The sequence below is a fragment of the Zooshikella harenae genome, assembly GCF_018837975.1.
Classification (GTDB): Bacteria; Pseudomonadota; Gammaproteobacteria; order Pseudomonadales; family Zooshikellaceae; genus Zooshikella; species Zooshikella harenae.
This window is the reverse complement of record NZ_JAGSOY010000238.1, coordinates 1-1,467: the sequence shown is the minus strand read 5'-3', so window position 1 is coordinate 1,467 and position 1,467 is coordinate 1. Positions and strand designations below refer to the sequence as shown.

Annotated in this window: 3 protein-coding genes; all 3 read left to right on the top strand. The window is 37.8% G+C overall.

What is annotated here, in order from left to right:
• Positions 1–181: 181 nt before the first annotated feature.
• A complete protein-coding gene (locus KCG35_RS25260; RefSeq protein WP_215822617.1) occupies positions 182–508 on the top strand; it encodes a putative endonuclease domain-containing protein in 327 nt (108 codons plus the stop codon).
• 30 nt (positions 509–538) lie between these two features.
• Complete coding sequence (locus KCG35_RS25255) at positions 539–922, top strand: hypothetical protein (protein ID WP_215822616.1); 384 nt, start codon at positions 539–541, stop codon at positions 920–922.
• Between the two features lie 167 nt (positions 923–1,089).
• Positions 1,090–1,437, top strand: a complete 348-nt coding sequence (locus KCG35_RS25250; RefSeq protein ID WP_215822615.1) for a hypothetical protein — start codon at positions 1,090–1,092, stop codon at positions 1,435–1,437.
• The last annotated feature ends 30 nt before the right edge of the window (positions 1,438–1,467 follow it).

Sequence of the window (1,467 nt, the reverse complement as noted above, 5' to 3'; positions counted from 1 at the left end):
AAAAAAGAGGGAGTTATCCCTTTTGTAGAGTAGGAATTAGCATAATAAAGATCAGAAAACGTGGGTTTTAGTATTAAATAATAATTAATTGCATTTACCTTTTAGAATTTAAGCTCTCCCCTAAAAATTTGAAATTTTGGTTCAATTTTTAGAGGTGCCCTTAAGTGGAAAACAATCTGAAATGAGTCAACTGGAAGCTATTTTGGAACTCCATATCAAGGGATTTGGCTTGACACCACCTCAAAAAGAATTTCGCTTTCATCCCAAAAGGCGTTGGCGATTCGATTTTGCCTGGCAAGAAAGCAAATTTGCCGTCGAAGTTGAAGGTGGTGCTTGGGTTAATGGACGACATACGCGAGGTAAAGGATTTGCCAATGACCTGGAAAAATACCATGAAGCAATGGCGTTAGGTTGGCTTGTGTATCGCTGTGATGGTGAACTGATCAAAAGTGGTCGAGCTATCGGTGTCATTCGTCAATTGTTACACGAAAGACAGTTGACTATTTAATGGTGTATATTGGTTATAGGGGGATAGACCATGAGTGTATTACATGAATTAGCCGAAGTCATAGGTCATGATGCCGCCATTAGATTAGGGCAACACCTAGGCGGTACACGTTTATATATTCCACATCAAATGACAGATAGCCATGCACTCGTAGCACTCTTAGGCTTGGAGCAGGCTCAAAAGCTTAGTAATTATTACCAAGGGGAACACATCGAGCTACCCTCAAAACAGCTTTTTAAGCAGATCCAGAATGAAATGATGCGCCGGGATTATGAAACTTTAAAGTCGGGTGGCAGTTGTTCACGGTCGGACTGGTTAGCCATCAAATATGGTGTATGTAGACGGCAGGCGTTGAATATACTGAGAGAGGAAGACGTTGGACTGGAGGGAGAGCCCGTTCAGGCTGCATTATAATTATAACAAAATTTTTGTGATGCGGTTCGTTGGGTGTTAAAATCTCGCCGCTGTTTTAGGCGTGAATGACTCTTAGTGTACGATATTAATTATAGTTATATTTGTTTATATCTAAAATTAATCAAAATTATGATGCTTACGTAAGTATATTTATAGTGTTATCGGAAATGAAGACAATGAAATATCTGGCTCAACTTTTTCTCTGTTTATCTGTTGTTTGTAGTGGTTTTGTTTATTCTGCTGATTATATTGGCTCACCTGTTACCACAATACATAAAGTTTTAAGCTACTCTCAGTATGGTAATGGTGATGTTGCATTTACTATTGCCTCAAAATTTGAAAATTGTAATGGGTTTTGGTTTAACAAAAGTGAACCAGGATTCAACGCTATGCTTAGTATGTTAATAGCTGCATATCAGGCAAAAAATAACCTTGTTGTTTATGCGGAACCAGATAAAATTTGGACCGGCAGTTCTGCATCATTTTGCCATGTTTATGCATTAGAGTATAAATAACAATTAATATTCTTTTCTAGTATTTAAGAG